Below are 22,965 nucleotides of genomic sequence, written 5' to 3' on the forward strand. Positions count from 1 at the left end.
ACCGTCATTTCTCGGTCAGGGCGCGCGGCGTGACGCCAGCGCCGGGATCGCCGTCCAGCCGCTGGCGCCAGAGCTGCGCCGCCTTGTCGTCAGGCAGCGCTTTCAGGATGGCCGTGGCGGCGACCGCATCACCGGATGCCACGGCGCCATAGGCGGCGACATAGGCCGTGAGGATTTCGTTCTGCCGCGCATCGGCGCGGCCCTGACGGGCCAGCGGCTCGAAAATCCGCACCGCCGCCGAGCGACCCACCACCTGCACGCTGTCAATCGGTCGCGCCAGCACGGCATCGCCAGCGGCAAGCATGGTCATCTCGCTGGCCAGAATGGTGGTGCCATACTGCTTGTTGGCGCTTTCCAGCCGGGCCGCCAGATTCACCGCGTCGCCCATCGCCGTGTAATTGAAACGCCGCGGCGAGCCGATATTGCCGATCAGCGCCCGGCCGCTATTCAGTCCGATCCGGGTATGCAGCGGGCGCCCTTTCACGGCGAAACGTTCGGGCTCGCGCTGCAGGGCATCGCGCATATGCATGGCCGCGCGCACGGCATGAACGGCGTGTTTACGGTCATCCAGCGGCGCGCCGAACACCGCCACGATGGCATCGCCGATATACTTGTCGACGAAGCCGCCATGCTCCTCGATGATCGCCGTCATGGTCGAGAAATAACCGTTCAGCGCCTGCACCAGCTCGGCGGGCGAGCAACTTTCGGAGATGCTGGTAAAACCGGCAATATCGCTGAACAGGATGGTGACCTCGCGCTCCTCGCCGCCCAGGCTCGGCAGGCGACCGCTGGCCACCATGCGCTCCACCATGGCGGCCGGCAGATAGAGCGAGAACAACCGGGCAATCAGCCGCTTGTCGCGATCGGCCACCATGAAGCGATAGGCAATCGAGGCGCCAAGCAGCAGCAGCAATGCGACGGCGACATTCAGCCAGGGCATGGCGATGCCCTGGCGCAGCAGCACGGCCGCCGTGAACGGCAGCAGCAGGCCGCCGCCCAGCGCCGTGGCCAGGCCCGGCAGCAGCGGCAGATAGAATACCGCCAGCCCGCCGGCCAGTGCCGCCATGGCCGCGGCGATGAACACGGCGGATGACGACCATTCCCGCAGCTCGCCGCCATCCAGCAGGTTGTTGATCGCGGCGGCATGGATATAGACACCCGGGATGCTGTCGCGCGCATACGGAGCCGCCGACGGGCGCGGCAGGATGCAGGAAGGCGGCGGATTGGCGCCATCGGGCGCCGTGATCAGGCGCTTGGAAGTCAGGCGGCGATCCTCGACATCCAGCACGGTGCCGACCAGCACGACCCGGCCGGCGAAATGCTGCCTGAAATACTCAGTATTGCCGGCCGCCGCACAGGCCTGCAGGTCGGCTAGCGAGTAGCTGGGAATATCACCCGGGCCGGTATTGAACCCGACCAGGATATTGCCTTCGCCATCGGCATCGATGCGGCGAGTGCCCAGCGTATACTGCCCGGCATCATCCCGCGTCAGCGGCTGGCCCAGACGGCGCTGCGCCAGTTCGGCGGCGATGCCGGTCTCGCGCCCGCCATCGGCGGTAGGGAAATCGAGCGGCACGCGGCGGATGATGCCGTCTGGGTCCTCGAAGACATTCAGCGCGCGGATATTGCGGCCGCCGCCAACGGCGATCTGCTGCGCCTGGTGCGGCAGGATCGGCAACTGCGAATGCTGCACCTTGCCCAGCACCAGCCTGTTGGCGCGGGCGGCATTGCGCAGCGCGATCAGGAAGTCGCGTTCGAAGCCGCGCTGGAAGGAATCGAGCGAGGTGGAATAGACCACGTCGAAACCGACCGCGGCGGCCTCGGCGGCAATCGCGTTCAGCACCGGCGCCAGCAAAGGCGGCCAGGCCGCCTGCGGCGTTTCACTGAAGGGCGGCGTGCGGTAGGTCGCCTCGTCAATGGCGACGACCACGGCATGGCTTTGCGTCGGTTCCGCCTGCGGCCCGAACAGCAGATGGCGCAGCGGATAGGCCAGATCAAGCGACGGGCCACGCAGCCAGATGCCGGCCGGGCTCGCCAGCAGGGCGGCAGCGCCCAGCGCGGCCGCGGCGATGACGGCGAGATCGCGCAGGCGAGGCCGGTTCATGGAAATCTAGAAGCGGACCAGACGCAGCAACAGCGGCCCGCCGCCATCGGCGGCGCCGGGATCGATGCGGAAGATCGTGCTTTTGCCGTTCAGCGCGACGCGATAGATGCCGCCGGCAAAAAGCGGCTTGCCCGTCTTGGCCAGATCAAACAGCTTGCCGCTGGCCTTGTAGAGCAGCACCGTTTCGGGCTGGTCGAGCCGCTCGATGGTGAGATCGCCTGGCCTATCCACGGCAAAGGCCGGCGCGGTATAGAGCAGCGTCACGCTGGGCTCGGGCGTGTTGGCCGGCGTCTTGCCGGTGCCGGGACCACGGCGGAACACCATCGCGCCGCTTTTGCCGGCCTGGGCCTGGCCAAGCTGCAGATTGCCGCCGCATTTGAGCTGTTCCTGCTGGACCTTGCCGCCACTGACCGCGGAGCCCTGCTGGCCGACCGTGACCTTGCCGCCGGTGATGGTCTCGCGCAGGCAGGATTGCATGTAGCCCAGCGTGATGCGCGTGCCGGCCGGCAGCGTGATCACCTGGCCGGGTTCGAGGAAATCGAACACCTCGATGCCGGCGACCGGAGCGGACAGGTCCTCGACCACGGCGGCCGCTTTTGACTGCGCCAGCGCATTGCCCGCCATCATCAGGCAGCCGATGGCCACCAGCATTCCGATCCGACGTATCATGGCAATCCCCCTGCCCAGCATGGCCGTAGTATACCGCCAACCGGGCGGGGTACGGCAATACGGCGCATGCCTGCAAAAGAAAAACCCCGGCGGATCGCTCCGCCGGGGTTCCATCTTCGGTGGACGGGCAGCGCGGCTTACTGGCCGGCCTCGTCGTCTTTCTTCTTGCGCATGGCGGCACCCAGGATGTCGCCGAGCGAGGCGCCCGAGTCGGTGGAGCCATACTGCTCCATCGCCTTGCGGTCCTCTTCCATTTCCAGTGCCTTGACCGACAGGGTCAGCTTGCGGGCCTTGCCGTCGATGGTGACGATCTTGGCATCCAGCTTGTCGCCGACCGAGAAGCGGTCCGGACGCTGCTCGTCGCGGTCGCGGCTCAGTTCGGCCTTGCGGATGTAGCCCTGCACGCCGTCGCCGACGGTGACGGTGATGCCGCGCGGATCAACGGCCGCCACGGTGCAGGTGACCACCCCACCCTTCTTCAGGTCGCCGAGCGACTGGAAGGGATCGTTGCCGAGCTGCTTGATGCCGAGCGAGATGCGCTCCTTCTCGACGTCGATGTCGAGAACCTGCGCCTTCACCACCTGGCCCTTCTGGTACTCGGCGATGACCTGCTCGCCGGGCTTGTTCCAGTCGAGATCCGACAGGTGCACCATGCCGTCGACGCCGCCGTCGAGGCCGATGAACAGGCCGAATTCGGTGATGTTCTTGATCTCGCCCTCGATGGTCGAGCCAACCGGATGCTTCTCGGCGAAGGCATCCCACGGATTCGACATGCACTGCTTCAGGCCCAGGCTGATGCGGCGCTTGGCCGGATCGACCTCGAGCACCATCACTTCGACTTCCTGCGAGGTCGAAACGATCTTGCCCGGATGGACGTTCTTCTTGGTCCAGCTCATCTCGGAGACGTGCACCAGACCCTCGACGCCCGGCTCCAGTTCCACGAAGGCGCCGTAGTCGGTGATGTTGGTGACGCGGCCCATGAAGCGCGCGGTGACCGGGTATTTGGACTTCACGCCTTCCCACGGATCGGCCTCGAGCTGCTTCATGCCCAGGCTGATGCGCTGGGTTTCCGGATTCACGCGGATGACCTGCACCTTCACGGTCTGGCCGATCGACAGGACTTCCGACGGATGGTTCACGCGGCGCCAGGCGATGTCGGTGACATGCAGCAGGCCGTCGACGCCGCCGAGATCAACGAACGCACCGTAATCGGTGATGTTCTTGACCACGCCGTCGAGGATCTGGCCTTCCTTGAGGTTGGAGACCAGCTCGCTGCGGGCTTCGGCGCGGCTTTCTTCCAGCACGGCGCGGCGCGACACGACGATGTTGCCGCGGCGGCGATCCATCTTGAGAATCTGGAACGGGGTCGGCTGGCCCATGAGCGGACCGATGTCGCGCACCGGACGCACATCGACCTGGCTGCCCGGCAGGAAGGCGACGGCGCCCGACAGGTCGACGGTGAAACCGCCCTTGACCTTGCCGAAGATCACGCCTTCGACGCGCTGGTTGGCGTTGAAGCTCTGCTCCAGCTTCTCCCAGGCTTCCTCGCGGCGGGCCTTGTCGCGGCTGATCACCGCTTCGCCCATCGCATTCTCGATCCGGTCGAGGAACACCTCGACCACGTCGCCGGTCTTGATCTCGGCGGCGCGGCCCGGGCCGGCAAATTCCTTCAGAGGGACGCGGCCCTCGCATTTCAGGCCCACATCGATGAGGGCGAAATCGTTTTCGATACCGACCACGATGCCCTTGACCACCGAGCCTTCCATGGCGGACGAGCTGGTGAACGATTCTTCGAGCAGGGCGGCAAAATTCTCGTTATCCGCGGAATAGGTCTCCGCAGCCTGAGCGGCACTACGCTTAGCCATATTTTCTCCTAGATGCCCCTAGATGTTGGGCCTGCCGGGGTGCAGATCAAAAGCACCGCCGCGGGGCGAGCAGGCATCCGGCGCCGACGCGAGCGAACCGGGTTGGGTTGAGTGAGCCGCCTGAAACGGGCGTCAGCGCTTCAGGGCTGCCGCGACGGCCTCGAGGGCTGCGGCAACGGCGGCTTCTATAGCCAAATCCGAGGTATCCAGCAAGTGGGCATCGGCGGCCGGCTTCAGCGGCGCGGCGGCGCGGGCGCTGTCCTGCTCGTCGCGTTTGCGCAGATCCGCCAGCACCCGCTCGAAAGTGACCGCCTCGCCCTTGTCCATCAGTTCGCGGTAGCGCCGCTCGGCGCGCACCTCATCGCGGGCGATGACGAACAGCTTCACCGGAGCATCGGGACAGACCACGGTGCCGATATCGCGGCCATCCAGCACCGCCCCGGCCCTGCCCGCCGGCGGATGGCTGGCGAAACGACGCTGGAAATCCAGCAGCGCGGCGCGAACCTGGGGGATCGCCGCCACTTTGGAAGCGGCAAGGCCAACAGCCTCCGAGCGCAGCTCGGGCGCGGCGCGGTCGGATTCATCAAGCGATTCCGCGGCTTTGGCCGCGACGGCCGGATCGGCCGGATCGCCGCCCTGGCGCAGCACCTTGGCCCCGACGGCCCGGTAAAGCGCGCCGGTATCGAGATAGGCATAACCAAAATGCTCGGCCAGCCGGCGGGCCAGCGTGCCCTTGCCGGCGGCGACCGGGCCGTCGACGGCGATCACCACAGAGGTTGTCATGCGCCTTGGTAGCCCGCGGCCGCGGCCCGAAACAAGGCTTGGTCCGTAAAAATCTGGGGTCGATTCCAGCGATTCCAGCGCCTTAGCAATCCAGGCCGGACCGATTCAGCGCTCATTGGCGACCCGTTTGATCCCGTTCGGAGCCAGTTCGATCCCGTTGGAAGCCAGTTCGATCCCGTTGGAAGCCAGTTCGATCCCATTCGATCCAGTTGGATCCGGTTCGATCCCGATGCAATCTTTTCACGATGTCCAACACCAAGGGACGCGGCAGGTATGCCCGGCTGATTTCGAACGAAATGGGAACAATCGTGCTGATTTCAAGCTCCCCCCCTACGCTGCCCGGCCGCGTGAGTCCAATTTAAGAACTGGCTGCAGCCCGGCCCCGCGCCGATGCTGCATACAGACAAATCAGGAGGGTTTCGCCGATGAAACGGCTGTCGTCTGGCGCGTTCGCCGCGCTGCTGATGCTTGGTGCATGTCCCGCCATCGCCGTCGATACGGCGCCTGGCGAGGCGGCGCTCAAAGACATGCTGGCGAAACAGAAGAGTTGGATTCTGTATTCGGAATACACCGACGCCGCTGTGCCGAGCGACAGGGCGCAGAAACTACGTTTTGAATATTACGAGCGTGATACAAAGCTGATGGGGCGCTGGTTGCTGGCTTTCGGCGGCTGCGAGTTCGAAGTCACGGTGACGGCGGATGGATTCCACTTCCCCTGGTGCCCGCCCTATAACGGTGAGCCCGCGCTCAGCTTCGATCCGGCCGACAAGCAATACCCGTTCAAGAGCCGCAACCCGCGCAAGCTGTGGCTGAAAGCTGTCGACTAGGGTCTGCACTCTTTACCGGCGCAACCACTTTTTCGACGCACCCAGTCCCGGTTGCACCGATTAAATTTCTTCAGCACCGCTGTCGGCCTGGGTCATACTCCGGCGTCTTTATGATGAACCGGAGGGCCGCCGATGCTGTATGCCATTCTCTGCTACAACGACGAAGCCGCGGTCGAGGCCTGGCCGAAGGCGAAGGACGATGCGGTGATCGCCCATCGCCGGCAGGTGACCGACCGGCTGGCCGAGGCCGGCAAACTCGGCCCGGTGCTGCGGCTGATGCCGACCACGGCGGCGACCAGCCTGCGGCACGGCCCCGATCCGCTGGTGCTGGACGGCCCCTTCGCCGAGACCAAGGAACAACTGCTCGGCTTTTACGTGATCGACTGCGCCTCGCTGGAGGAAGCCATCGAAACGGCGAAGCAGATCGGCGCCAGCGACACCGGCACCTTCGAAATCCGCCCGCTGCGCTATTTCAGCGCCGGCAGCCTGCAGAAGGAGCCGGTGTGAGCGAACTCGGCTGGATCGACGCGGCGCTGAAAGCGGCCCGGCCACAGGCGATGGCCGCCCTGCTGCGCTATTTCCGCGACCTCGACCAGGCCGAGGAGGCCTTCCAGGAAGCCTGCCTGCGCGCCCTGAAACACTGGCCCGGACAGGGCCCGCCGCGCGATCCGGCCAGCTGGCTGATTTTCGTCGGGCGCAACGCCGCGCTGGATGATGCGCGGCGACGCCAGCGCCAGGTCGCCCTGCCCGACGACGACGTACTGGTGGATGACGAGGATGCCGAAGCGACGCAGGCCGAGCGGCTGGACAACAACCAGTATCGCGACGACATCCTGCGCCTGCTGTTCATCTGCTGCCATCCCGAACTGCCGGCGACGCAGCAGATCGCGCTGGCTTTGCGCATCGTCTCGGGCCTGAGCGTGGCCGAGATCGCGCGTGCCTTCCTGGTCAGCGACGCGGCGATGGAGCAGCGCATCACCCGGGCCAAGCGCCGTATCGCCGAAAGCGGCCAGGAGTTCGCCACACCCGGCGCGGTGGAGCGCGCCGAGCGGCTGGGCGCGGTGGCAGCGATGATCTACCTGTTGTTCAACGAAGGCTATGCCGCCAGCGGCGGCGAGGCGCATATCCGCCTGCCGCTATGCGAGGAGGCGATCCGGCTGGCCCGCTTGCTGCTGCGGCTGTTTCCCGCCGAGCCGGAGATCATGGGGCTGGCCGCGCTGCTGCTGTTGCAGCATGCGCGCAGCAAAACGCGGCTGGATGCGGATGGCGCCATCGTGCTGCTGGAGGACCAGGATCGCGGGCGATGGGATGCCGACCTGATCAACGAAGGCTGCGCGTTGATCGACAAGGCGATGCGCCATCGCCGCACCGGACCTTATCAGGTGCAGGCCGCCATCGCCGCCCTGCATAGCCGGGCGAAACGACCGGACGACACCGACTGGGCGCAGATCGACCTGCTTTATGCGACGCTGGAACGCCTGACGCCATCGCCGGTGGTGACGCTGAACCGCGCGGTGGCGGTCTCGAAGGCGCAAGGGCCGGAAGCCGCGCTGGCGTTGATCGCGCCGCTGGCCGCGCCCTTGTCGGGCTATTTCCATTTCCACGGCGTGCAGGGCGCCTTGCTGCAGCAGCTTGGCCGCGCCGAAGAGGCCCGCATCGCCTTCGACCGCGCCATCGCGCTGGCCCGCACCCCGGCCGAAGCCGCCCATATCCGGCTCAACCTCGACCGGCTGCAGAAACGCGGCTGAAAAATTCCAGCCTGGCTGTCGGAACCACTGCCCCCTGAACGTCCTTGGGATATCGCAACCCGGACAAAGGACTCAACCGATGAATGATGCCGCCAAGACCAGCAGCAACACCGCCGAACCCGGCTTTCCGCTGTCGCTGACCCGCCTGATCGACGCGCCGGTCGAGCTGGTTTACAGGGCCTGGACCCAACATCTGGCGGAGTGGTTCGCGCCGCACCCGCTGACCACCCATCTGCAGGAAGTCGACATGCGGGCCGGCGGTCGCTTCCGTTTCACCATGAAGGACCCGAACGGCCCGGAATATCCCTGCGACGGCGTGTTCCTGGAGGTGGTCCCGGAGCATCGCATCGTCTCGACCGATGCCTTCCTGCCCGGCTGGGTGCCGAGCGGCAAGGCCTTCATGGTCGCCGTCACCACCTTTGAAAACGAAGGCGGCAAGACGCGCTATACCGCAACGGCCATGCACTGGTCGGCGGAAGACCGCAAGGCGCATGAGGAGATGGGCTTCCATGCCGGCTGGAACCAGGTGGCCGACCAGTTCGAGGCGGTGGTGGCAAAGCTGAAGGGCTGAGCCATCATTCCCAGCGTTTGAGAATTGCCGCCAGGGAGCCGTCGCGGCGCAGGGAAGCCAGGGCACCGGCCAGCCGCTCGGCGCGGTCGGGCCTGGTTTTCGGCACGGCGATGTAGCGCGGCACCTCGGCCAGCGGCGGACCGAGGATATCAAGCCGCAGCATTTCGCGGCGGGCGAAATAGCTGAGCGCCTCGCGGTCGCCGATGATCAGGTCGACGCGCTGCGCTGCCAGCATGCGCACCAGCTGGCTGTAGTCGCCGGCCGCCGCTTCCCGGGTGAGGCTGGCATCGTTGTCGAAGGCGGCGCCGTAGGTGTAGCCGCGGATCGTGCCGATGCGATACCCGCGCAGATCGGTCAGGCTGCGCCACTGGATGGTGTGGTCCGGCCGGGTGGCGAACACGGTCTGGCCGGTGCGGAAGGGGCCGACCATGAAGTATTTCTCAAAGCGGTCGGCGCGTCCGACGAACTGGAAGGCGGCGTCCACCTCGCCGCGTTCCAGCAAATCCTGCACCCGCACCCAGGGCTGGGGATCGATCTGCGGCGTGGCGCCGGCGCGCTGTACCAGAGCCGCGATGATCTCGGCATCCAGCCCGGCCACGTGGCCCTGCTCGACGAAATTGTAGGGTGGGAAATTCTCGTCGCAGACGATGCGCCAGGGCTCGGCCACCGCCGGCAGCGGCAACAGCAGCATGGCAAGCATCGGGACGAGCCAGCGCATGAAGACTCCACGGTTGGCGTTACGACGCCCGACAGTTCATCCGGTTGCATCGCAGCATGCCAGTAAATTCTGCGTTGCCGCAAAATGTTTTCAAGCCGGGGCGGAGCGCTTCTCATTTGCCAGCGCGCCGGCCGGCCATTACGCCTGTGCCTATGGAATGGGCATGGATACCGATCACCATCTGGGCCGCCTTCTGCCAGACCATCCGCACCGGCCTGCAGAAGCAGCTCAAAGGCCGCCTGAGCACCAATGGCGCCAGTTTCACCCGGTTTGTATACGGGCTGCCGCTGGCGGTGGCCTATCTGGGCGCCACGCTCTGGGCCACCGGCAAAGGGATGCCCGATGGCCATGCCGAGTTCTATCTGTGGACCACCATGGGCGCGGTGGCGCAGATCCTGGCCACCAACCTGCTGATCCTCGCGCTGTCCATGCGCAATTTCGTGGTGGCGACCGCCTATTCGAAAACCGAGGCCCTGCAGGCCGCCGCTTTCGGCATGCTGATCCTGGCCGAGCCGGTCAGCATGGGCGGCGTGGCTGCCATTCTGATCGGCACGCTGGGCGTGCTGCTGATCTCGCTGAAGGGCAGCGAGAATCCCATGCGCGCCTTCCTGCTCGGCTGGACGGAGCGCTCGGCGCTGGTCGGCATCGGCTCGGGCGCGCTGTTCGCCGTCTCGGCCATCGGCTTCCGCGCCGCCTCGCTGTCGCTGCAGGAAGACTTCCTCCCCCTGGCCGCGGCGACGACGCTGGTGCATGCCATCGCGCTGCAGATCCTGCTGATGATGGCCTATCTTGGCTGGCGTGAACCGGGCGAGCTGCGCCGCGTCGCGGCGGCCTGGCGGCCCGGCCTGATCGTCGGCATGGCCTCGGCGGCCGGCTCCGCCGGCTGGTTCACCGCCATGGCCCTGCAGGTGGCGGCCTATGTGCGCATGCTGGGCATGACCGAAATGGTCTTCACGTTTTTGATGTCGTATCTGGTGTTCCGCGAACGGCCGACCAGAAGCGAGATCATCGGCGTGGTGGTTCTGCTGGCCGGCATCCTGCTCGGCCTGGCGGTGCGGAAGTAGCCTCGAAAATGAAAACGGGCGGCAGGTTGCCCTGCCGCCCGCATGTTGCAGCGTCATGCCGCGGTCAGGCGAAGGCGAATTTCACCACGAAGGCAATCGCGATCACCGCCATCACCGGATGGATGTCCTTGGCCCGGCCGCTGGCCAGCTTGATCACCACATAGGCGATGAAACCGAGGCCGATGCCGGTGGCGATCGAATAGGTGAAGGGCATCATCACCGCAGTGATCACTGCCGGCACGAATTCGGTGACGTCCTCCCAGTCGACCTTGGCGAGCGCCGCCGTCATCACGCAGGCAACGAAGACCAGCGCCGGCGCCGTGGCATAGGCCGGCACCGAACCGGCCAGCGGCGCGAAGAAGATCGCCAGCAGGAACAGGATCGCCACCACCACGGCGGTGAGGCCGGTGCGGCCGCCGACGCGGATGCCGGCTGCCGATTCGATATAGCTGGTGGTGGTGGAGGTGCCGAGCGCCGCGCCGGCGATGGTCGCCGTTGAATCGGCGATCAGCGCGCGGCCCAGCCGCTTGAGCTTGCCATGGCTGTCCATCAGGCCGGCGCGCGGCGCGACGGCGACGAGCGTGCCGGCGGTGTCGAACAGATCGACCATCAGGAAGGCGAAGACGATGGTGAGCAGGCCAAGCGACATAGCGCCGGCGATATCCATCTGCAGCAGGGTCGGCGTCAGGCTGGGCGGCATGGAGACGATGCCGCCGAACGGCGACAGGCCAAGCGCGATGCCAAGCACGGTCACCACCAGAATGCCGACCATGATGGCGCCGGGCAGCTTGCGGTAATCCAACACGGCAATGACGAAGAAGCCGAGGATCGCCATCAGCACGGTGGGAGCGGCGATCTTGCCCAGGCCGATCAGCGTGGCGGGATGGTCGACCACCATGCCGGCTTCCTTCAGCCCGATCAGGCCCAGGAACAGGCCGATGCCGGCGCCGATCGCCACCTTCTGCGAATGCGGGATCGAGTTGATGATGGTCTCGCGCACCGGCAGCACCGAGAGGATCAGGAACAGGATGCCGGAAATGAAGACCGCGCCGAGCGCGACCTGCCAGCTATGGCCCATGCCGAGCACGACGCCGAAGGCGAAATAGGCGTTCAGGCCCATGCCGGGCGCCAGCGCCACCGGGTAATTCGCATACAGGCCCATGATCGCCGTGCCGATCGCGGCGGCCAGGCAGGTCGCGACGAAGGCCGCACCCGGATCGATGCCCGCCTTGGACAGGATCGCCGGGTTGACGAAAACGATGTAGGCCATGGTGAGGAAGGTGGTGATGCCGGCCAGCACCTCGGTGCGGACGGTGGTGCCGTTTTCGGCAAGCTTGAAATAACGATCAAGCATGAGTCTGATCCCCCTGATGTCGGGTCCCGGCCGCCCATGCCCCCCGGCATGCGAATGCGGCCGATTCGCATATTCGACTTTAGTATGAAACCTTGCCCGGGAACACACGTTCTTACCCTACGGTTCGCCCATGACCCTCCCCCAGATCGAAATCCTCGCCCTCCTTGTGGTGGCCCTGGTGCTGTTCGCCTGGGGCCGCTGGCGCCATGACGTGGTGGCCCTGGCGGTGCTGTTCATCGCCGTGGCCATCGGCCTGGTGAAGCCCGACGCGGCCTTTGCCGGCTTTGGCCATCCGGCGGTGATCACCGTGGCGGCCGCCCTGGTGATCAGCCGCGCCATCGCCGGCACCGGCGTGCTGGACAGCGCCACCGCCTGGCTGGCCGGCAAGGCCAGGCATCCGACCCTGCTGCTGGTCCTACTCTGCCTGCCGGCGGCCCTTGCCTCGGCGGTGATGAACAACGTGGCGGCGCTGGCGCTGGTCATGCCGGCGGCGATCGCCGCCTGCCAGGCGGCCGGGCGATCGCCCAGCCTGGCGCTGATGCCGTTGTCCTACGCCACCGTGCTGGGCGGTGTGATCACCCTGATCGGCACGCCGGCCAACGTGATCGTCTCGGGCGTGCGCGCCGACAAACTGGGCGAAGGCTTCGGCCTGCTCGCTTTCGCGCCGATCGGCATACCGGTGACGCTGGCCGGCGTGGCCTTCATCGCGCTGCTCGGCTGGCGCATCGTGCCACAGCGCGTGGCGGCCGGCCGCGACGAGCATGGCGGCGTGCAGGAATACCTGCTGGAAGCGACGGTGGACAAGGATTCGGCCCTGATCGGCAGGCTGCTGGGCGACGTATTCGTCATGATCGACGAATACGAGGCTTCGCTGCTGGGCCTGAAACGCGGCAGCGTGCATATCCCGGGCGCGGCGCAATGGACGCCGGTGCGCGAGGGCGACACGCTGCTGATCGAGGCGGCGCCCGGCAAAGCCGGCGCCATGCTCAAGCCATTCGGCCTGTCGCTGATCAAGCCGGGCCGCGACGTGAAGCCGGAGAACAAGGCGAGCGACCTGCATATCGCTGAAGCGGTGGTGCGGCCCTATGGCGGCATCATCGACGTGACGCCGGCCGAATTGCGGCTGCGCCAGCGCTACCACGTCAACCTGCTGGGCGTGGCGCGTGAAGGCAGCAACCGCTTCGGCGGCCTGAAGGACTGGCGTTTCCACGCCGGCGACGTGCTGCTGCTGCAAGGCGAGAAGGACCGCGTGAACGAGGCGATCGGCGGCATGAGCCTGCTGCCTCTGGCACAGCGCGACCTGCCGCTGCGCCGCCCCGGCAGCATGCTGCTCACGCTCGGCATTCCGCTGGCCGGCCTGCTGGCATTGATCTTCGAAGTGGCGCCGGCGGCGATCTGCCTGGCCGCGGCCGCCACCCTGCTGCTGGTGACGCGGCGCCTAAGCCTGCGCGAGGCCTATCAGTCGGTCGATGCCTCGGTGCTGGTGATGCTGGCCGCCCTCATGCCGGTGGGCGACGCCTTTGATTCCACCGGCACCACCGGATTGCTGGCCGGGCTGCTGGTCGAGCTGTCGGGCGAGATCGCGCCGCTCTGGCTGCTCGGCCTGACCCTGCTGCTGACCATGTGGGTCTCCGACATGGTGAACAACGCCGCCACCGCCCTGCTGATGGCGCCCCTGAGCATCGACATTGCCAGACAAATCGACGTGAACCCGGATGCCTTCCTGATGGCGGTGGTGGTCGGCGCCTCCTGCGCCTTCCTGTCGCCGATCGGACACCAGAATAATCTGCTGGTGATGGGCCCGGGCGGCTATCGCTTCGGCGATTACTGGCGGCTCGGCCTGCCGCTGCAGGTCGTGGTCTTCGCCACCAGCATGCTGGTACTGCCGGTCTTCTGGCCGCTTTAATCCAGCCGCGCCTGCAGATAACCGCATAGCATGCGGCACAGCTCCTCCAGCGCCGCCTTGCGGCCGGGCAGCGTTGCATCCGCATGCATCGCCGCGGCGGATTTCATCATCTGCAGCACGGCCGCCGCCATGGCGGCAAGCTCGGCGGCCGGCATCCGCCGGGCGCGGCGGCGCAGGATGGCCACCACCCGCTGGCGCATGGCCCTGCGGATCGTCGCGATCATCGCCGGATCGATGGTGCCGTTTTCGATCAACACGACCAGCGCCGGATTCGCTGCCCGCATGGTCACCAGCGCATGGCAGAGCGCCTGCGCCAGGTCGGCCAGCGGCGCGGTTGCCGCCTGCGCCTCGATCCCGTCCAGATGGGCATGCACGGCGGCCATGTACTGCTCCAGCAGCGCATCGGCGACCGCGGCTTTCGTGGGAAAGAACTGATAGAGCGAACCGATCGAGGCGCCGGCGCGGGCGGCGATTTCGGTCATCGTCGCACCGTCATAGCCCTTTTCGGCAATAACCTGCGCCCCGGCCGCGAGCAGGGCGGCAACGCGCTCGCGGCCACGCCGGCGCTGCGGCGGCTTCGACAGGGCGCTTGCTTTTTGTGAGGACATCCTCATATATCTCCTTACATGAGGATAGCCTCATATTGAACCGCCATAAAGCCCCAGCCCGCCCTCTTCCGTCCGGAGATCGCCATGGACAAACTTGACCCGCGCCGCACCGCTCTCGTGCTGATCGATCTGCAAAAAGGCATCATGCCCCTGGCCCAGGGCCCGCACAGCGTGGCTGTCGTGCTGCAGAATGCCGGCGCCCTCGCGCAGCGCGGCCGCGCGCTGGGCATGCCGGTGGTGCTGGTGCGGGTCGGCTGGTCGGCCAATTATGCCGATGCGCCGCGCCAGCCGGTCGACCAGCCGCTGAATGTGCCGGCAGGCGGATTGCCCGACAGCTGGTTCGAACTGCCCGCCGCGCTGGCGCCGGAGCCGTCCGACATCATGATCCTGAAGCGGCAATGGAATGCCTTTTATGGCACCGAGCTGGACCTGCAGCTGCGCCGCCGCGGCATCGACACCATCATCCTCGGCGGGATTTCCACCAATCTGGGCGTCGAGTCGACGGCCCGCGCCGCCTGGGAAACGGGGTATGCCACCGTGCTGGCGGAAGATGCCTGCAGCGCCGTGCATGGCGCGGCGGCGCATCGTTTTGCCGTCGAGACGATCATGCCGCGGATCAGCCGCGTGCGTCCGACGGCAACGATACTCGCGGCTCTGGCGGCCTAGGCCGTCAGAGCCTGCTCGATCCAGCGCGTGAGCTGCGGCAGCGGCATGGCGCCGCTGACGCGCGCGATCTCGCGGCCCGACCGGAACAAAGCCAGGGTCGGGATCGAACGGATGTTGAAGCGCGAAGCCAGGCCCTGCTCGGCTTCGGTGTCGAGCTTGCCGACGCGCAGGCGCGGCTCGAAGGCGGCGGCGACCTGGTCGACCACGGGCGCCATCATGCGACAGGGCCCGCACCACGCGGCCCAGAAATCCACCAGCAGCGGCAGGTCGGCCGAACCGGCATGGCGCTCAAAATTGGCCGCCGTGAGCGTGAGCGGCTGGCCGGCAAACAGCGGCTGGCCGCATTTGCCGCATTTGCCGTGATCGGCCAGGCGGCCGGCCGCCAGCCGGTTCACCGTGGCGCAATGCGGACAGGGAATAAGAACCTGATTCGTCATGACAAGTCCTCGAAGCTCCGGCGTGGACGCCGCCGGTATCTCCCCGATATGTGTTAGCAGTTTCTAAAATAACAAGTGGCCGCCGCCGCGATCCCGAAAAATTCCGCGCTATCGCTGAGCCCGGCGATGTGGAATCCTGCCAACCAGAGGGTTGAGTGCCGCGTTCCCAAGGACCGGCAGCAGAACCGGTCCCCATCACAGTTGTCGCCGCCAGGCTTGCCGCGTGATCCGACGCCGCCAGTCAGCTTGAGCCAGACAGGGAGACCGCCATGCCGAATGCATCCTCCTCCGTATCCCATCCCAGGGTCGCTGCTATCGTCGGTCCATACACGGCCGGCAAGACCACCCTGCTCGAAGCCCTGCTGTTCGCCGCCGGCGCGATTCCGCGCAAGGGCTCGGTCGCGGCCGGCACCTGCGTCGGCGATGCCTCGGCCGAGGCGCGCAGCCGCCAGATGACGGTGGAGCCCAACCTGGCCCATTGCGACTTCCTCGGCGAACCCTGGATACTGCTCGACTGCCCCGGCTCGGTGGAGCTGGCGCAGGAAAGTTTCAGCACGCTGATGGTGGCCGATCTCGCCATCGTGGTGGTCGAGCCCGATCCGGCACGCGCCGTGACGCTGGCGCCTTTGCTGAAATTCCTCGATGCGCGGCGCATCCCGCATCTTCTGTTCGTCAACAAGCTCGATAAAACCAGCATCCGCATGCGCGACCTGCTGGCCGCATTGCAGCAGGCCTCGAGCCGGCCGCTGGTGCTGCGCGAGGTGCCGATCCGCGAGAATGACACGATCACCGGCTATGTCGACCTGGTGTCGGAACGCGCCTATCGCTATGGCGAACAGAAACCCTCCGACCTGATCGAGATGCCGGCCGAGATCCGCCCGCGCGAAAACGAAGCGCGCCAGCAGATGCTGGAGGCGATCGCCGATTTCGACGACGCGCTGCTGGAGCAGCTGCTGGAAGACCGCAGCCCGGCACCGCAGGACATCTACGCGCTGCTGCGCAAGGATATCGCCAACGACCTGATCGTGCCGGTCTTCTTCGGCTCGGCCGAGCGCGGCAACGGCGTGTTGCGGCTGTGGAAGGCGCTGCGCCACGAAACACCGCATCACGACGCCACGGCCACCAGGCTGGACGTGAATGCCGACGGCGGGGCTTTGAGCGCCACGGTGTTCAAGACGCTGCATCAGTCCCATACCGGCAAGCTGAGCCTGGCACGCATCTGGCAGGGCAGCATCGCCGAGAATGCCATGCTGGGCGGCAAGCGGCTCGGCGGGCTATATCGCCTGATGGGCGGCCATGTCGAGAAAACCGCGCTGGCAGCCGCCGGCGATATCGTGGGCCTGGGAAAACTGGATGACATCGCCACCGGCCAGCACCTGAACGGCGACGGCCTGGGCCGCAATATCGCCGACTGGCCGGAACCCGCGCCGCCGGTGCATGCGCTCGCCCTGCACACCACCGACCGCAAGGACGAGGTGAAGCTGACCGCGGCTTTGGCCAAGCTGCACGAGGAAGATCCCAGCCTGATCATCGAGCAGACGGCCGGCCAGCTGCTGCTGAAGGGCCAGGGCGAAATCCACCTCAAGCTGGCCATCGACAAGCTGCAGCAGCGCTTCAATGTCGGCGTGCATGGCAGCCCGCCGCTGACCGCCTACAAGGAAACTATCCGTCACGGCACGCAGCAGCATGCGCGCTTCAAGCGGCAATCGGGCGGCCATGGCCAGTTCGCCGACATCAAGGTGGAGATCGCGCCGCAGCCGCGCGGCAGCGGCTATAAGTTCATCAACCGTATCGTCGGCGGCGCCATCCCGAAGAATTTCATTCCCGCCGTTGACGAGGGCATCCGTGAATCGCTGCAGCGCGGCCCGCTCGGCTTTCCCGTGGTCGACGTGGCGGTGACGCTGACCGACGGGCAGTATCATTCGGTCGATTCATCGGACCAGGCCTTCCGCACCGCCGGTGGACTGGCGATGAGCGAAGGCCTGCCGAAATGCGCGCCCGTGCTGCTGGAACCGATCCACGCGGTGAGCTTTACCGTGCCGAACGAGTATACCGCCAAGGTACATGCCATCGTGTCGTCGCGCCGCGGCCAGATTCTGGGCATCAGCGCGCGCGACAGCTGGCCCGGCTGGGACCAGATCGACTGCTACCTGCCTGAAGCCGAGATGCATGACCTGGCCGTCGAGCTGCGCTCGGTGACGCTGGGCATCGGCGGCTTCTCCACGCGCTTTGATCATCTGCAGGAACTGGCCGGCAAACAGGCCGAGCGCGTGGTGGAAGACCGGCGGAGGGCCCTGGCGGCGTAGCCCGCCGGCCTGTCAGTCCACCGGTCCATCAGTCTACTGGCCCGTCAGCCCACGGGAACCGTGGCCTTCACCGATGGCCGCTCGAAGAAGCGCGCCGCCCAGGCCGCGGTCTGCGGATAGTTCTGCCGCCAGTTCATGTCGCCGAAGCGGAAATCGAGATAACCCAAAGCGCAGGCGATCGTCACCGTGCCGATATCGACGCGGTCGCCGAAGGCCGGCGCCAGCGTCTCGATCTCGGCCATGGCGCCGAGCACCTTTTTCATCTGGCCGTCGGCCCAGTCGGACCAGCGCTTGTCTTCCGGCCGCAGGAAACCTTCGTAGCGCACCAGCAGGGCGGCATCGAGCAGGCCATCGCCCAGGGCCTGCTGGCGCAGCACGGCCCAGCGCGAGGCATCGGCGGGGAAGAATTTCCTGCCCTGATGCAGCGTGTCGAGATATTCGCAGATCACCCGGCTGTCGAAGAGATGCAGGCCGTCATCGGTCACCAGGGTCGGCACCTTGGCGACCGGATTGGCCTTGGCCACGTCCGGGTTCTGCGCCACCGGCGTGGTGGCCGCCGGGATGCGCTCGATCTTCGCGTCCAGGCCGGTTTCCAGCGCCAGGATCACGACTTTGCGCACATAGGGCGAGGTGGGGGAATAATAGAGCTTCATGGGGTTTCCTCGTTGACGTTGACCGGCAGACTAACGGCCGGGCGCCAGCGACGCCATGCAGACAATTGCGACAATACGAGCCGACACGACCATGCGAACCGGGAAAAAAGCGCCGGCGGTGCCCGGGTGGGACCCGGCACGGCCGGCGCAAGTGTCCGTCTCGCCACCCGGCCGTGAGAGAGACCCAAGGCCGGGGTTACTCGCAGCCCGATGCAGCTTGGCACCGGATGCTGACTACAACAAAGCAGGTTTCATGCCAGCGCCGCCGGGCCGTTTCCGACCGGTTATCGCCTGCTGCCGCCGGCCTCTTGCGCAAGAAGCGGGCGATGTCGCGGTCCGCCTGCCCACCGGCAAGGCAGGCCGGGCCTTTGATCAGGCCAGCAGAGCGGCGAAAAGCAGGCTGCCGGCGGCGGCCAGGGTGAGCGGCGGCCGCAGCCGGGCATACCAGAACGGGGTCCATCCACGAAGGCCGGCCCAGAAATCGAAACCCAGCAGCAATACGAAACCACCGGCCAGATAAAGCCAGCCGGCTTCGGCCGACAGCCACAGCGCCGGCCAGGCATAAAGCGCCGGCAATATGCTGGCCGCATACTGGCGCGGACGATGCTCACGCATCGCCAGGCCCCAATGCACCCCGCCCATGAAGCTCAGGATCGCGATGCCATAGCCGGTGAGCAGGGTTTCCGCGACGAAATTGCCCGGCACCGGCGCAAACCGCACCGCCAGCGCCAGCAGGATGAAAAGCAGCGCGCCGGCGGCGCCGAGCCAGAGCGCCATCGGCGGCACACGCCCAGGCATAACGGACTCAGGCATGGCCGCTTCAGGCATGGCCGGCTGGAGGGCTCTGGCGCGCGGCCGTGTCCATCGCGCGCAAAGCCGTGGCCTGCAATTCGGTGGCCAGCCGCTGGGTCACCGGCAAAGGCGCATGGATCATCGCGGCGCGGATCGCGGTCGCCATGCTCAAGGCCTGCAGCATGTCGCCATTGCTGGTGTCGCCCAGCAGGGCGATCTCGCGATCCAGGGTTTCCAGGATGGCGGTGAGCAGCTGGCTAACCCGCATGGGCGAGCCGGTTTCGGCATGCAGCGGAAAGCTGATCTCGAACACATCGCCGGTCCTGGTGCGCGCGGTATAGGGTAGATGGCTTGGCATGCGCCTCTCCGGTTGCTGGACTGCGGTGTTTCAGACAAGACATAGGGCGCCACGCAGCGCCGGCCAGCGAATTCAGCCGAGCGGCAGCAATTCGACGGCCACGCCGACGCGATGCGGCCCGCCACCCAGCACCACGCCGCGCACCGGACTGATATCGCCGTAATCGCGGCCGATCGCCGCCGTCACATGCTCGTCGGAGCAGATCAGGTTGTTGGTGGGATCAAGATCGATCCAGCCCAGCGAAGGCCCGCACCAGACGCTGATCCAGGCATGGCTGGCATCGGCGCCGCGCAGGCCTTCGGCAGTCTTGTCATCGGGCTTCAGCGTGCGGATATAACCCGAGACATACCGCGCCGCGAGGCCCAGCCCGCGCAGCATGGCGATCTGCAGATGGGCGAAATCCTGGCATACGCCGGCGCGCTTCTGCATCACGGCGGCCACCGGCGTGAAGACTTCCGTGGCGGCGGGGTCGTAGCGGAAATCGCGATAGATGCGGCCGGTGAGATCGACCACCGCCTCCAGGATCGGGCGGCCCGGCGCGAAGCTGGACTGGGCATAGGCCAGTGCCTCGTCGCTCGGCTGCGCCATCGGCGAGTCATGCGCGAATTCGCTTTCGCGCACCGGCTCGGGGAACCCGTCGCCGCACAGGGCCTCGCGGATATCCTCCCATGCCGGCGTGGCGGCCGGATCGGGCGGCTCCAGCGGATCGACCTCGACCTCGGCGCGCAGCTCGACATCGAAGCGGGTATGCGGTTCGTCGATGGTGAGGTTGGCGATGCGGTTGCCGAAATGATCGACCTGGGCGGCGATCCGTCCGGCATTGGGATTGGTGGTGACGGTGCAGGATTTCACCCGCTGGCGCGGCAGCTCCGGCAGCGCCAGATGCAGCATGTGATGCGAGATATCGACCGCCCAGGAATAGCTGTAGGAGGTGGTATGGCGCAGGCGGTATTTCATCAGGAGCCAAATCCGAAAGAGCGCGCCACCTGCACATGGCTGAAATAGCTGCGCGAGAGCTGATCGGAGATATCCATCAACGCATCGCAGGCGGCATCCAGGCTGCCGCGCAGGCGGGTGCTGAGCTGCGCCATCTCGTCGCGCGGGATGTCGTCGCGGTCGAAACGCGCCACCAGATCGGCAAACGGCTTGGTCAGCGCCAGGCAATCGGCGCCGCGCGGCGGCGCATCGGGATTGGGCAGGGCATCAAGATGCTGCGCCATGGTCTGCAGCTGGAAGGCCAGCGCATGCGGATTGCTGCCATCGAGCAGCAGCAGGTCGAACACGGCCGCCGCCTGCAGGGCGGCGCGATAGCGCCGGCGATAGGTGAGCGTGGAATCGCTGACCTCGAGCGCGACGCGGAAGGCGGATTCGCTGCTCTGGCCCAGCACGGTGGTGGCGGCCGAGACGCTGCGGGTGATGAAGACGCCGCGTTCCAGGCGGCGGCCGAAATCGAGGAAACGCCAGCCCGAGCCGCGCGTCATGTGTTCGGCCAGCATGCCGGCAATCGCGGCGGTGGCACGGATCATCTGGTCGCAGAATTCCAGCATGGCATCGACATCGCCGGCGGCCGCCGGCTGGCTGATGCGCAGCTCGCCCAGCAGATGATTGAGCATGCGCCACATATCGGCCGAGAAACGGTGCCGCGACACGGCGGCCAGCCGCTCGATGCCGTCGATGGTCTGGCCCAGCAGCTGGCTGGGCGCGCAGGCGCGCGTGATGGCGCCGACGAACAAGGCCGAATCCGGCGGCGCGGCAGCCGCCTTCTGGTCGAGCAGGCCGCAGCGCGCCATCGCGCGCGCCAGCACCGCCATCTCGACCAGGTCGCGGGCGGAGGAGAATTCACCGACCAGACGTGAGAGCACGGCGCGCAGCAGCCGGGCGCCGCCATCCAGCCGCTCGACGCTGCGGCCAAGCCAGTAGAGGTCGTCGGCAACGCGGCTCTGCAGCGTGCCCGAGGAGCGCCGCAGCGCCAGCCGCTGGCGCGTCGCCGCGCCGCGGATCACCGTGGGGCCCTGGTCCTTGGCCACCACCCAGACATCCTTGTTGACGCCGCCGCGCTGCAACGTGGCGGCGAAGGGATCGTTGCTGCTGGGCACGCGGGCCAGGCCACCGGGCATCACCACGTAATCCTCGCCATCGGCCACCACCTGCACGCGGAGCAGGATCGGCTGCGGCTCCAGCCCCTTGTCGCCCAGGCCGGGCGAGACGGATGGAACGATACGCTCCTGCGCCACATAATCGCCGGGCCGCGCCCTGACCTGGGCCAGGAAGCTGGCGCGTTCGGCATCCGACAGGCTGCCGACCACGACCGGCCGGTCATTCAGGCCATAAGCGCCGCGCACCACCAGTTCGTCGAACCGCGTCTGCACCTCGGTCATCGCGTAGGACTGGCCGCACCACCAGGTGGCGATCGACGGCAGGGCCAGCGTCTCGCCCAGCAGATGCTCGCTCAGTTTCGGCAGGAAGGCCTGCAGGGCCGGCGCGCCAGCCAGGCCGCTGCCGATGGCGTTGCTGACGCCGACCTGGTTGTCGCGCAAGGCCTGCAGCAGGCCGACGACGCCGAGCGTTGAATCGGCGCGCAGTTCCAGCGGGTCGCACCATTCGCCATCGAGCCGGCGCAGGATCACGTCGACCGGTTCCAGTCCGGCCAGGGTTTTGATGAAGATGCGGCCATCGCGCATGGTGAGGTCGGCGCCTTCCACCAGCGTGGCGCCGAGTTCGCGCGCCAGATAGATATGCTCGAAATAAGCCTCGTTATACGGCCCCGGGGTGAGCAGCACGACACGCGGATTGTCGGATTGCTGCGGCGCGCGGGCGGCCAGATCGGCCTGCCAGTATTCGAAATAGGCATTCAGCGGCCGCACGCGGCATTGCCGCAACGCCTGGCCGAGCAGGCGCGACATGACCCGGCGGTTCTGCAAAGCATAGCCGGCGCCGGCCGGCGCCTGGGTGCGGTCGGCGATCACGCGCCAGATGCCGTCGGGGCCACGCACCAGCTCGGCGGCGTAATGCTGCAGCATGCGGCCCTGCGGTTTCCCATCGGTGCGGCGCGCCGCGCGCAGGAAATCGCGATGGCCATAAACCAGCGCCGGCGGCAGGCGATGCCGCAGCAGCAGATCCATCGGACCATAGAGATCGCGCAGCATCGCATCGAGCAGGCGGGCGCGCTGGATCAGGCCGGTCTCGATGCCGGCCCATTCCTCGGCCGAAAGCAGCACCGGCACCGGATCGAGCCGCCAGGGCCGCTGTTCCGGCAAAGGCGGCGCGATGGCCGCGCCGCTTGGCCCCGGACTGCCCGGCAGCTCGTAGAGATTGTAGGTGACGCCTTCGTCTTCCAGATACTGGCGGCCGCGTTCGGCGCGTTCGGACAGGCCGGCCGCGCCAAGCTCGCTCAAGGTGGCCAGCAAGGGCTGCCAGTGCGGCCGGATCACGCCCTGGCCGGTGACCATCTCGTCATAGGCCTCACCCGGCGCGGGCCTGGCCGGCGTCGTGGTGGGGGAAAACTTGGCCTGCAGGGGCGAATTCATCATCCCGTC

General features: G+C 66.9%; 21 protein-coding genes. 8 read left to right on the forward strand and 13 right to left on the reverse strand.

Annotated elements, in window-relative coordinates; all coding sequences use genetic code 11:
* Nucleotides 1-4 precede the first annotated feature (4 nt).
* From Q1J79_RS00565 to cmk, 4 genes are all read right to left on the reverse strand, one after another.
* The gene (locus Q1J79_RS00565; RefSeq protein WP_300295226.1) at nt 5-2,104 is read right to left on the reverse strand and encodes an adenylate/guanylate cyclase domain-containing protein; all 2,100 of its coding nucleotides are present in this window, start codon (nt 2,102-2,104) and stop codon (nt 5-7) included.
* Nucleotides 2,105-2,110: 6 nt separating this feature from the next.
* Nucleotides 2,111-2,773: a hypothetical protein gene (locus tag Q1J79_RS00570; RefSeq protein WP_300295227.1), complete on the reverse strand. Its 663-nt coding sequence runs from the start codon at nt 2,771-2,773 to the stop codon at nt 2,111-2,113.
* Between the two features lie 137 nt (nt 2,774-2,910).
* A complete protein-coding gene (rpsA, locus tag Q1J79_RS00575) occupies nt 2,911-4,638 on the reverse strand; it encodes a 30S ribosomal protein S1 (protein WP_300295228.1) in 1,728 nt (575 codons plus the stop codon).
* A 132-nt stretch (nt 4,639-4,770) separates the two neighbouring features.
* Nucleotides 4,771-5,421 (reverse strand): (d)CMP kinase, encoded by a 651-nt coding sequence (cmk, locus tag Q1J79_RS00580; RefSeq protein ID WP_300295230.1) that lies wholly within the window; start codon nt 5,419-5,421, stop codon nt 4,771-4,773.
* A 425-nt stretch (nt 5,422-5,846) separates the two neighbouring features.
* Between cmk and Q1J79_RS00585 the strand changes: the two genes are divergently transcribed.
* The 4 genes from Q1J79_RS00585 to Q1J79_RS00600 all read left to right on the forward strand — a co-directional run bounded on the left by Q1J79_RS00585 (nt 5,847) and on the right by Q1J79_RS00600 (nt 8,567).
* Complete coding sequence (locus Q1J79_RS00585) at nt 5,847-6,248, forward strand: hypothetical protein (RefSeq protein WP_300295232.1); 402 nt, start codon at nt 5,847-5,849, stop codon at nt 6,246-6,248.
* 132 nt (nt 6,249-6,380) lie between these two features.
* Nucleotides 6,381-6,755: a YciI family protein gene (locus Q1J79_RS00590; RefSeq protein WP_300295234.1), complete on the forward strand. Its 375-nt coding sequence runs from the start codon at nt 6,381-6,383 to the stop codon at nt 6,753-6,755.
* Complete coding sequence (locus tag Q1J79_RS00595) at nt 6,752-7,996, forward strand: RNA polymerase sigma factor (protein ID WP_300295236.1); 1,245 nt, start codon at nt 6,752-6,754, stop codon at nt 7,994-7,996. Before Q1J79_RS00590 ends, Q1J79_RS00595 begins: the two co-directional genes overlap by 4 nt.
* A 79-nt stretch (nt 7,997-8,075) precedes the next feature.
* Nucleotides 8,076-8,567, forward strand: coding sequence for an SRPBCC family protein (locus tag Q1J79_RS00600; protein ID WP_300295238.1), 492 nt, complete (start codon nt 8,076-8,078; stop codon nt 8,565-8,567).
* Nucleotides 8,568-8,571: 4 nt separating this feature from the next.
* On the opposite strand, the gene Q1J79_RS00605 is transcribed toward Q1J79_RS00600, so the two are convergent.
* A complete protein-coding gene (locus Q1J79_RS00605; protein ID WP_300295239.1) occupies nt 8,572-9,285 on the reverse strand; it encodes an ABC transporter substrate-binding protein in 714 nt (237 codons plus the stop codon).
* A gap of 152 nt (nt 9,286-9,437) precedes the next feature.
* Here Q1J79_RS00605 and Q1J79_RS00610 point away from each other — a divergent pair, with 152 nt between their 5' ends.
* The gene (locus Q1J79_RS00610; protein WP_300295241.1) at nt 9,438-10,349 is read left to right on the forward strand and encodes a DMT family transporter; all 912 of its coding nucleotides are present in this window, start codon (nt 9,438-9,440) and stop codon (nt 10,347-10,349) included.
* 64 nt (nt 10,350-10,413) lie between these two features.
* Here the strand turns inward: Q1J79_RS00610 and Q1J79_RS00615 are convergent, their stop codons facing one another.
* On the reverse strand, nt 10,414-11,703 hold the full coding sequence (locus tag Q1J79_RS00615; protein ID WP_300295243.1) for an NCS2 family permease: 1,290 nt from the start codon (nt 11,701-11,703) through the stop codon (nt 10,414-10,416).
* A gap of 130 nt (nt 11,704-11,833) precedes the next feature.
* Here Q1J79_RS00615 and Q1J79_RS00620 point away from each other — a divergent pair, with 130 nt between their 5' ends.
* The gene (locus Q1J79_RS00620; protein ID WP_300295244.1) at nt 11,834-13,609 is read left to right on the forward strand and encodes an SLC13 family permease; all 1,776 of its coding nucleotides are present in this window, start codon (nt 11,834-11,836) and stop codon (nt 13,607-13,609) included.
* On the opposite strand, the gene Q1J79_RS00625 is transcribed toward Q1J79_RS00620, so the two are convergent.
* Nucleotides 13,606-14,217 (reverse strand): TetR/AcrR family transcriptional regulator, encoded by a 612-nt coding sequence (locus tag Q1J79_RS00625; protein ID WP_300295246.1) that lies wholly within the window; start codon nt 14,215-14,217, stop codon nt 13,606-13,608. The two genes, Q1J79_RS00620 and Q1J79_RS00625, sit on opposite strands and share 4 nt — an antisense overlap.
* An 84-nt stretch (nt 14,218-14,301) precedes the next feature.
* On the opposite strand from Q1J79_RS00625, the gene Q1J79_RS00630 reads away from it, so the two are divergent.
* Nucleotides 14,302-14,883: a hydrolase gene (locus Q1J79_RS00630; protein ID WP_300295247.1), complete on the forward strand. Its 582-nt coding sequence runs from the start codon at nt 14,302-14,304 to the stop codon at nt 14,881-14,883.
* Here Q1J79_RS00630 and trxC read toward each other — a convergent pair.
* Entirely contained in the window at nt 14,880-15,320 is a 441-nt protein-coding gene (gene trxC, locus Q1J79_RS00635) for a thioredoxin TrxC (protein ID WP_300295249.1), read from the reverse strand. The genes Q1J79_RS00630 and trxC overlap by 4 nt on opposite strands.
* A gap of 269 nt (nt 15,321-15,589) precedes the next feature.
* On the opposite strand from trxC, the gene Q1J79_RS00640 reads away from it, so the two are divergent.
* A complete protein-coding gene (locus tag Q1J79_RS00640; protein WP_300295251.1) occupies nt 15,590-17,626 on the forward strand; it encodes an elongation factor G in 2,037 nt (678 codons plus the stop codon).
* A 44-nt stretch (nt 17,627-17,670) separates the two neighbouring features.
* Here the strand turns inward: Q1J79_RS00640 and Q1J79_RS00645 are convergent, their stop codons facing one another.
* The 5 genes from Q1J79_RS00645 to Q1J79_RS00665 form a co-directional block, all read right to left on the reverse strand.
* Nucleotides 17,671-18,279 (reverse strand): glutathione S-transferase, encoded by a 609-nt coding sequence (locus Q1J79_RS00645; RefSeq protein ID WP_300295253.1) that lies wholly within the window; start codon nt 18,277-18,279, stop codon nt 17,671-17,673.
* A gap of 372 nt (nt 18,280-18,651) precedes the next feature.
* A complete protein-coding gene (locus tag Q1J79_RS00650; protein ID WP_300295255.1) occupies nt 18,652-19,092 on the reverse strand; it encodes a DUF3429 domain-containing protein in 441 nt (146 codons plus the stop codon).
* 7 nt (nt 19,093-19,099) lie between these two features.
* Complete coding sequence (locus Q1J79_RS00655) at nt 19,100-19,429, reverse strand: hypothetical protein (RefSeq protein ID WP_300295257.1); 330 nt, start codon at nt 19,427-19,429, stop codon at nt 19,100-19,102.
* Nucleotides 19,430-19,501: 72 nt separating this feature from the next.
* The gene (locus tag Q1J79_RS00660; RefSeq protein ID WP_300295259.1) at nt 19,502-20,386 is read right to left on the reverse strand and encodes a transglutaminase family protein; all 885 of its coding nucleotides are present in this window, start codon (nt 20,384-20,386) and stop codon (nt 19,502-19,504) included.
* Nucleotides 20,386-22,959: a circularly permuted type 2 ATP-grasp protein gene (locus tag Q1J79_RS00665; protein WP_300295261.1), complete on the reverse strand. Its 2,574-nt coding sequence runs from the start codon at nt 22,957-22,959 to the stop codon at nt 20,386-20,388. Before Q1J79_RS00665 ends, Q1J79_RS00660 begins: the two co-directional genes overlap by 1 nt.
* Nucleotides 22,960-22,965 lie beyond the last annotated feature (6 nt).

Source organism: Ferrovibrio sp. (assembly GCF_029255545.1).
Taxonomy (GTDB): Bacteria; Pseudomonadota; Alphaproteobacteria; order Ferrovibrionales; family Ferrovibrionaceae; genus Ferrovibrio.